Origin of the sequence: Streptomyces sp. SID14478 (genome assembly GCF_010548525.1) — a bacterium.
GTDB lineage: Bacteria > Actinomycetota > Actinomycetes > Streptomycetales > Streptomycetaceae > Streptomyces.
Genome location: NZ_JAAGMG010000265.1, coordinates 1 through 8,331 on the forward strand (window position 1 = coordinate 1; position 8,331 = coordinate 8,331).

General features: G+C 71.9%; 7 protein-coding genes and 2 pseudogenes. 6 read left to right on the forward strand and 3 right to left on the reverse strand.

Features of this window, described 5'->3' with window-relative positions; all coding sequences use genetic code 11:
• A pseudogene (locus tag G3I40_RS09305) lies at nt 1-299 on the forward strand (LuxR C-terminal-related transcriptional regulator); the annotation flags it as partial.
• Nucleotides 300-319: 20 nt separating this feature from the next.
• Here the strand turns inward: G3I40_RS09305 and dmpI are convergent.
• Nucleotides 320-502, reverse strand: coding sequence for a 4-oxalocrotonate tautomerase DmpI (gene dmpI, locus G3I40_RS09310; RefSeq protein ID WP_164301687.1), 183 nt, complete (start codon nt 500-502; stop codon nt 320-322).
• Between the two features lie 139 nt (nt 503-641).
• Nucleotides 642-1,535, reverse strand: coding sequence for a LysR family transcriptional regulator (locus G3I40_RS09315; protein WP_164301688.1), 894 nt, complete (start codon nt 1,533-1,535; stop codon nt 642-644).
• 74 nt (nt 1,536-1,609) lie between these two features.
• On the opposite strand from G3I40_RS09315, the gene G3I40_RS09320 reads away from it, so the two are divergent.
• Entirely contained in the window at nt 1,610-2,254 is a 645-nt protein-coding gene (locus G3I40_RS09320) for a LysE family translocator (protein ID WP_164301689.1), read from the forward strand.
• A gap of 46 nt (nt 2,255-2,300) precedes the next feature.
• Here the strand turns inward: G3I40_RS09320 and G3I40_RS09325 are convergent, their stop codons facing one another.
• Nucleotides 2,301-3,428, reverse strand: coding sequence for a winged helix DNA-binding domain-containing protein (locus tag G3I40_RS09325; RefSeq protein WP_164301690.1), 1,128 nt, complete (start codon nt 3,426-3,428; stop codon nt 2,301-2,303).
• Between the two features lie 110 nt (nt 3,429-3,538).
• Here G3I40_RS09325 and G3I40_RS09330 point away from each other — a divergent pair, with 110 nt between their 5' ends.
• The 4 genes and pseudogenes from G3I40_RS09330 to G3I40_RS09345 form a co-directional block, all read left to right on the forward strand.
• A complete protein-coding gene (locus G3I40_RS09330; protein WP_164301691.1) occupies nt 3,539-4,702 on the forward strand; it encodes a magnesium and cobalt transport protein CorA in 1,164 nt (387 codons plus the stop codon).
• 192 nt (nt 4,703-4,894) lie between these two features.
• A complete protein-coding gene (locus G3I40_RS09335; protein WP_164301693.1) occupies nt 4,895-6,958 on the forward strand; it encodes a serine/threonine protein kinase in 2,064 nt (687 codons plus the stop codon).
• A gap of 131 nt (nt 6,959-7,089) precedes the next feature.
• Nucleotides 7,090-7,818 carry a GNAT family protein gene (locus G3I40_RS09340; protein ID WP_164301692.1) on the forward strand — a complete coding sequence of 243 codons (729 nt, stop codon included), beginning with the start codon at nt 7,090-7,092 and terminating at the stop codon, nt 7,816-7,818.
• 260 nt (nt 7,819-8,078) lie between these two features.
• A pseudogene (locus tag G3I40_RS09345) lies at nt 8,079-8,331 on the forward strand (hypothetical protein); the annotation flags it as partial.

Genomic DNA, 8,331 nt, shown 5'->3' on the forward strand with positions numbered 1-8,331 from the left:
GAGCGCCCCGGCCGACCGGGGCGCCGGGGCGTGGGAAGAGGTCCGGGAGGCGCACGGGGCGCTGCGCGAGCTCGCCCCGAGGATCCTTGATCCGGCGCTGCGGGCCGAACTCCTCGCGGCGCGAGGTGGACGTCCTCGCGTGCGTGGCGGCGGGCGCGACGAACGCGGTGGCGGCCGAGCGGCTCGGTCTGCGTCCGGAGACGGTCAAGGGCTATCTGCGTGCGGCGATGCGGAAGCTGGGCACGCACACGCGCGGCGAGGCCGTGGTGGCGGCGCGGCGGGCGGGGCTGCTGCCGTAGCCGCCCCGCCCGGCTTCCGGCTACTTGTCGGCGGTCAGCTTCCCGGCCTGGCCCCAGCTGTCCGCGGGAACCTCGTGGATCCACACGCTGACGGTCTCGGCCGGGATCTTGTACGCGTCCACGAAGGCGTCGGTGACGCGCTTGACGAGGTCGCGCTTGAGCTCGACGTCGCGGGGGCCCTGCTGGATGGTGACGATCGGCATGACTGAACTCCCTTGCCAGAAGCCCCTTTTGGGGCTTGCTCAGGCCCCCTTCGGGGGCCGCCGCTTCGGTTCCTTGGTTGCGACATCAGTTCATCGCGGCGGCGGCCTTCGGCCAAGAAGCAGTTCGTGAGCGCAGCGATCAGTGATCGTGATCGGCGCCGTTCAGACAGGCCTTGCGGAACGCCGTGAGGTCCTCGTCCGCGGCCTCCGACCGGGTCACGAGGACGGTGGTCAACGCGAGCCCCGGTGCCCGGAACGGCACGAAGGCGACCCGGGAGCTGTGCACCACGCGCGCGTGCGAGGCGTACACGACCGTCCACATCGGGTTGGCCCCCGCGCCGATGGTGGCGAGCGTGTCCTGGAGCGTGCCGCCGCAGGGAGCGGGCCGCGGCTCGAATCCGGCGTCGTGGCACGCCCCGACGACGAGGTCGACGAGAGCGGGGTGGTTGCGCCGGTCCGTGAGGCCCAACGGCAGCTCGGCGAGGTCCGCGACGGCGACGTCCGGGGCCGCGGCGAGCGGGTGCCTCGCCGGGAGCGCCGCGAGCAGCGGTTCCTGCCACACCGGTACCGCCCGCAGCCCGGGCGCCAGTTCCGGCCCGTCGGCCCCGGCCCGCAGGAACGCCGCGTCGAGACGCCCTTCCTGGACCTCCCGCAGCCGTTCCTGCGTCGGCGCCGACACCAGCTCGACCCCGAGGTGCGGGGCGAGGTCCGCGAAGGCGCCGAGCACCCGGTCGAGGTGTTCGCCGAGCCCGGTGCTGGTGCCCAGGCGCAGTACGGTGCGGCGCGCCACCGCCGCCCTGGCCCGCTCGGCGGCGACGAGCACGGCCCGCGCCTCGGGGAGCAGCCGCTCGCCCGCGCCGGTGAGACGGACGTGCCGGGGCGAACGGTCGAACAGGTCGCGGCCCAGGTCCCGTTCGAGCCGGCGGATCTGCTGGCTCACCGCCGACTGGACGATGTGCAGCTTCTCGGCGGCCCGCCCGAAGTGCAGTTCCTCGGCGACGGCCACGAAGTACGAGAGCTGGCGCAGTTCCATGCCGTGACCCTAGAGCGGCGATCCGGTCCCGATGTCAGTGGGATGGTCTTCAATGGTGTGCGGGGGTGAGGCACATGGTCTCGACGGACCGGTTCGTGGCGTTCGCGGTGATGTCGTTGCTGGTGATCGTGATTCCGGGGCCGAGCGTGCTGTTCGTCATCGGCCGGGCGCTCGCGCACGGCCGGCGTACGGCAGTGGCGACGGCGCTCGGCAATGTCGTGGGCTCCTACCTGCTGGTGGTGGCGGTCGCGCTGGGCATCGGCTCGCTGGTGGCGCGCTCGGCGGAGCTGTTCGTGGCGGTGAAGCTGGCGGGCGCGGCCTATCTCGTCTACCTGGGAATCCAGGCGTTCCGGCACCGGCACACGTTGAAGGCGTCGGTCATCAGCGGCCCCGCGGGCCCGGCGCGCGGCGATCTGCGCACCGTGCTGGACGGCGTGCTGGTGGGGGTGACGAACCCGAAGGGCATCGTGTTCTTCGCGGCGGTGCTGCCGCAGTTCGTCAACCACGAGGCGGGCCGACTGCCCGCGCAGATGCTCCTGTTGGGCCTGGTGCCGATCAGCATCGGCCTGGTCACGGACACCCTGTGGGGGCTGACGGCGTCGGCGGCCCGCTCCTGGTTCGCCCGCTCGGACCGGCGGCTCTCGCTGATCGGCGGGACGGGTGGCTTCGCGCTGATAGGCCTGGGGGTGACGGTGGCGGCGACGGGCCGCGCGGACTGACACGCGCACGATCGCGACCGCCCACCTCCCCCTCCTTCTCCTTTCCTCACACCCTCTTTCGTACGGCGCCGAAGTCCACGGCGACAGGGTCGGGCGCCTCCAGGACGGCGGCGGTGCGCGCGGCCTCGGCGACGAGCTCCTCGCGCCGGGCCCGCGTGAGCTCCCCGAAGGGTTCCAGGGTGAGGGAACTGCCCTCCCCGCTGTCGGGCTTGCCCTCCTTCAGGGTCCACAGCCCGCCGACCATGCCGTCGACGAGGAACGTGGGGAAGGCGATGTTCCCCTGCCAGGTGTGGCCCCGGTCGGCGTCTCGGACGACCCGGGTGCGGTCGGCGTGCGACAGGAGCAGGTTGTCGAACCCGGCCAGGAGGCGCGGCGGCGCCGGGACGTCCTCGTCGGGGCGCGGCGCGCCGGGCAGGTCGAACAGCTCGACGCCGTGCTCGTCGCGGAAGGTCACGAGCTGCGGCCGCAGCCGCTCGAAGGCGTCCTTGGTGCGGGTCAGCCCGGCCCACTGCTGGAAGTCCTTCACGGAGGCGGGGCCGAAGGCGCCGAGGTAGCGCAGCACGGTCGCGTCGGCCGTCGGCGCTTCGCCTCCCGCGGGGGACGGCAGTCCCAGCCAGTGTTCGGCGGTGGTGAGACGTACGCCGCCGCTGCGCCGCCACAGCCCGCGCGGGGTGACCTGGATGAGCGGCAGGGAGCAGCGGGCGGCGATCGACAGGGCCTGCGGGTCGGCGTCCGGCCACTCGTCGAGGAGCAGCTCGCGCAACTGCTTCGGCGTGCGCGGCTCCTCCTCGACGTACTCCCGGGTCAGGGTGCACAGCCTCGGCAGGTCCACGCCGACGAGGCCCTTGCGGAACATGTGCAGTTCCCGGTCCCGGGCCGGCTGCACGAGCGGACGCAGCGTCATGCAGTCCTCGGCGGTGTGCAGATGGATCGTGGAGCGCATGGTGACGAGGCGGGCCAGGCGCCGTTCCTCCAACGCCGTGGAGAGCGCCGCCGGCGTGAAGCCGGCCAGGCGGGCGGCGAGCGTCACGTACGGCGGCCGGACCTCCTGCGCCTGCAGTCCGACGAGATGCGCGACGGCCTCCTCGACGCCCATCGGGCTTCGCTGCAACAGGAGTTGGCGCGCGAGGGTGGCACGGCCCAGCGCCCGGGCGGTCATCGTCTTCGTCGTCATACGGGGAAGGTAGCGGGCATCGAGGCCTGATGCTGTCCTAGATGCCGCTGCGCGGCCGGGCCGGCTTCGCTGGTTACGCTGCCCGGGACCGACGGCGAGAGGAGGCGGCGATGCCGCGACGGCAGGAGCGAGAGGGCCGGGACCAGCACGGCGGTGCGCACCGTTACACCTGGCGCCGGGGCACGACCCCGAGGCCGTCGCAGGAACCGCCCGCGGAACCCGCCGCAGACGCGGCGCCCCCGCAGGAACCCGTGGACAGCGTCGTGCACACGGCCCTGTACCGGGACGGGGTGCGCGTGGCAGCCCCCGAGACGCTCACGGACACGTACCGGCAACTGCACGAGCACCCCCGCACCGTGGCCTGGATCGGGCTCGCCCGCCCGACGGAGGCCGAACTGAAGTCACTGGCCGCTGAGTTCGACCTCCACGAGCTGGCGGTCGAGGACGCCCTGGAGGCCCACCAGCGCCCGAAGCTGGAGCGCTACGGCGAGACCCTCTTCGTCGTCCTGCGCGCCGCGCGCTACCTGGACGCGTCCGAGGAGGTCGACTTCGGCGAGCTGCACGTCTTCGTGGGCGCGGACTTCGTCATCACGGTCCGGCACGGCGCGGCCCCCGACCTGTCGGCGGTGCGCCGCCGCATGGAGGCGAGCCCCGAGCTCCTCGGCCTGGGCCCGGAGGCGATCCTCTACGCCATCCTGGACGCGGTCGTCGACGGTTACGCGCCGGTCGTCGACGGCGTCCAGAACGACATCGACGAGATCGAGACGGAGGTCTTCTCCGGCGCCCCCGAGGTCTCCCGCCGCATCTACGAGCTCTCCCGCGAAATGGTCGAGTTCCAGCGCGCGACCCGCCCCCTGGTCGGCATGCTGCACGCCCTGATGGCGGGCTTCGCCAAGTACGGCACGGACGAGGAACTCCAGAGCTACCTGCGCGACGTCGCCGACCACGTCACCCACACCAGCGAACGCGTGGACGGCTTCCGCCAGGCCCTCACGGACATCCTCACGGTGAACTCGACCCTGGTGACACAGCAGCAGAACGCGGAGATGCGGGCGCTGGCGGAGGCGGGGTTCGAACAGAACGAGGAGATCAAGAAGATCTCGTCGTGGGCGGCGATTCTGTTCGCTCCCACGTTGGTGGGGACGATCTACGGGATGAACTTCGAGAACATGCCGGAGCTGGGGTGGGGGTTCGGGTATCCGTTCGCGATCGGGCTGATGGGGGTCGTGTGCGTGAGCCTGTACTTCGTGTTCAAGCGGCGGGACTGGCTCTAGAGAAAGATCTGCCCCCACCTGCGCCGCGTGCGCGGCTTGCGCGGCTTGCGCGGCTTGCGCGGCTTGCGCGCGAAGACCCAGGGCACGACGGCCCGCGCGGAGCGACCGTCATGGCGGCGGCAACTCCTGCTGCGTACGGTCACGTTGGTAACGTTTCTCTCTGCTCGCGCAAGCTCGTCACCTGGGGGAAGCGTGCTGCCACTCGTGCCTGGAGATCCGCCGCTCGTGGGGAGCTACCGCCTTCTCGGTCGGCTGGGCGAAGGGGGCATGGGGTGCGTCTATCTGGGACGTTCTCGCAGCGGGCGGACCGTGGCCGTGAAAGTCGTCCGGGCGGAGCATGCCCAGGAGGAGCAGTTCCGCCACAGGTTCACGCGGGAGGTCGCCGCTGCCCGCAAGGTCGGCGGGGACTGGACCGCGCCTGTCATCGACGCCGACACGGAGGCCGCCGTGCCGTGGGTGGCCACGGGCTACGTACCCGGGCCGGACCTTCACACCGTCGTCAGAAAGCGGTACGGGCCGCTGCCCGAGGCATCGCTGTTCGCTCTCGCCCACGGCCTGGCCTGCGCCCTGAAGGACATCCACGGAGCGGGTCTCATCCACCGCGACCTCAAGCCGTCCAACGTCCTCGTCACCGTGGACGGTCCGCGCGTGATCGACTTCGGCATCGCCCGGGCGATCGTGCCGGTCACCGGCCAGGCTCTGACCCGCACCGGGGCCGTGATCGGATCGCCGGGATTCATGTCGCCCGAGCAGGCGCGGGGTCAGCGGCTCACGCCCGTCTCCGATGTCTTCTGTATGGGCTCCGTCCTCGTGTACGCGGCCACGGGCCGTTCCCCTTTCGGCGCCCCGGAAGCGGGCCCGCACGCCCTGATGTTCCGGGTGGCGGAGGAGGAGCCCGACTGGGCCGGGGTCCCGAGCGCGGTACGCGACCTTGTGGAGCCGTGTCTGGCCAAGGAGCCCGCGGAGCGCCCCGGCGTGGCAGCCCTGATCGATGCCATCGCGGCCAGGGGCGACGCCGCGGACCCGTGGCTTCCGGCAACGCTCCTCGCCCAACTCGGACGTGAGGCCAGCCATCTGCTGAACCTTGATGGACCGCCTGATGTGTCGCCACCGCATCGTGAGGGAGCGCCGGGCGGGCAGGAAGGCGACGTCGCGCCGGGCGAGGCCGTCGGGCCGGAGCCAGAAGGTCTCCCGCCCTCCGGGCCGATATCGGTATCGGTATTGGTTCCGGAACCTGTACCGGTCCCGGAACCTGTACCGGTATCGGAACCGGTACCCGTATCGGTATCGGAACCGGGAGGTGCAGGCGGTGAAGGCGTCGAGACGGTCCCGACCGTCCCGTTCGCGAACCCGCCCGCAACACCGGTGACGCCCCGACGGCTCTTGAGCGGTCCGCGCGGACGGATACTGCTCGGCGGGGCCCTGGTTCTGGCGCTGGGCGCTGCACTGGTTCCGCTGTGGGGACTGCTGGAACAGCCAGGCGGCACAAGCTCCGCGAAGCAGCCCTCCGCCCCTCCCTCGGGCAAGCCGCGCGTCTCCTTCACGGGTGCGTGGGAGCGGGACACACCTGGGTTGGGCGGGACGTTCGGGCGCATCGAGATCAGCGAGGACAGCAAGCCGGGCGGGGATCCGGCCCGGATCCTCTTCACCGACGAACGAGGCAGCGTTCTGTGCCAGGGACGAGCAGAGGTGATCGAGCGGAGCGCCGGCCGCCTCGTGCTGGGCTCCGAAAAGATCACCAGCACGACACCGGCGGGCACCTCCACGAAGCAGTGCCCCATCGAGGAGCGCCAGGCTTTCACCACCCAGAAGAACGGCACTCTGCGACGTGAGAGCGGTGCGTCGCACCCTGGCCGGGACGCGACGGAGTGGGTACGGGCATCAGGGGGCAGCGAGCCGGTGGACGCGAGGTTCCTCGGAGCCTGGACGTCCGTGGACTACGACCAGCCCTCCTTTCGTGAAAAGACTTTTGAGCACGCCACTATCAATATCTATCAAGGCAGGTCAGGCTCGGTCGCCGCCGTTTTCAAGCTGACCAAGGGGCCCCAGGGCGCGGTCTGCGAGGGAGAGGTTCCGCTGCTCAGCGCGAAGAAGAGCTCTCTGCGTTTCGGGCCGCCGGCCAGACTGTCCGAGGCTTCCACCGCGGGGTGCGCCCCGACCGCCGTGGCCTGGGACGCGTCGGCATCCGACGGCGCCCACGACGAGATCACCCTGATGCTCAGCGGCGAGGCCTCCCTCGGCCTCAACAGATCCTGACCTTCCGCCTGCCGCCCCCGCGACTACGGCGTGAACTGCGAGGACATGCCCGGGCCGGGGCCGGCCGTGACCGCGCACGCGGCCCCCGGGCCGTAACGTGGCGAGCCAGGACCGACCGCCTTGGAGAACCGGTGACACCTCGCCTCAACGCATACGACCAGCCCATCGGGGAGCCCCTTGCGCACTGGTCGCCCCGTCCGGCGCCCGACAGGATCGGCCTGGAGGGCCGGTACTGCCGGGTCGAGCCCCTCGACGCCGACCGTCACGCGGCCGACCTGTACGCGGCGTTCGCGGCCGCGCCCGACGGGCGGAACTGGACGTACCTGCCCGTCGGGCCGTTCGAGCGGGCCGAGGACTACCGCCGGTGGGCCGAGGGCGCGGCGCGCAGCGCCGATCCGCTGCACTACGCGGTCATCGACCGGGCGACCGGCAGGGCCGTCGGCACCATGGCGCTGATGCGGCACGACCCGGCCAACGGCGTCGTCGAGGTCGGCAACGTCATGTTCTCCCCCTTGCTGCAGCGCACGCCGATCTCGACGGAGGCGCAGTACCTGTTGATGGCCTACGCCTTCGACAAGCTCGGCTACCGGCGCTACGAGTGGAAGTGCGACTCCCTCAACGCGCCGTCGCGCAAGGCGGCCGCGCGGCTCGGTCTCACCTTCGAGGGCGTGTTCCGTCAGGCGGTCGTCTACAAGGGCCGCAGCCGCGACACCGCCTGGTACTCCGTCGTCGACGGCGAATGGCCCGCGCTCCGCGAGGCGTTCCGGGCCTGGCTGGCGCCGGAGAACTTCCGCGAGGACGGACAGCAGAGGCGCTCGCTGGCCGACTTGCGCGGCGCCGTCACGCCCGGCCCCCGGTGAACCCTGTCGCCTTTTCACCTCGTCCAAGCGAACGGACACCGCATCGCCGACCTCGGCTCCGCCCACGGCAGCGGACATCGCCGTGACCGCGCGCACGTAGTCGCCCGTCCGGAGGGTCGGGCGCGTCCGCCGGGAGCGCCCGATCCTCCGAGACGGCCAGGTCAGGTGCGGGAGCCGTATGGCATCATGCTCCGGCGGCGCGCGACCCTGGGGAGGGGTGGGCGCCGCGCCAACAAGCAGGCGCCAACAGGGGGTTCAGCGTGAATGCGGGTGGGGACCGGGACGAGTCGGCCATATCGGACGACGAGTGGGAGCGTTTCCAGCGGGAGTCCGCGGAGGGTGTGCGGGAAGCCCCGAAGGAGCCGTCGGCGCGCGCCCGCATGGTGACGCGGCGCCTGCGCGAGGAGGCCGCGCCGCCGCCCGGCTGGCGTACGCACCACCCGCCGCGGCAGCGCAGACGCTGGTACGCGGTCGGTCTGGTGGCCGCGCTCGCCCTGCTGGTCGCGGCGTTCA

Coding starts and splice junctions, on each gene's coding strand:
- dmpI (WP_164301687.1), bottom strand. CDS start 502: ATGCCGATCGTCACCATCCAGCAGGGCCCCCGCGACGTCGAGCTCAAG.
- G3I40_RS09325 (WP_164301690.1), bottom strand. CDS start 3,428: ATGACGACGAAGACGATGACCGCCCGGGCGCTGGGCCGTGCCACCCTC.
- G3I40_RS09320 (WP_164301689.1), top strand. CDS start 1,610: ATGGTCTCGACGGACCGGTTCGTGGCGTTCGCGGTGATGTCGTTGCTG.
- G3I40_RS09330 (WP_164301691.1), top strand. CDS start 3,539: ATGCCGCGACGGCAGGAGCGAGAGGGCCGGGACCAGCACGGCGGTGCG.
- G3I40_RS09315 (WP_164301688.1), bottom strand. CDS start 1,535: ATGGAACTGCGCCAGCTCTCGTACTTCGTGGCCGTCGCCGAGGAACTG.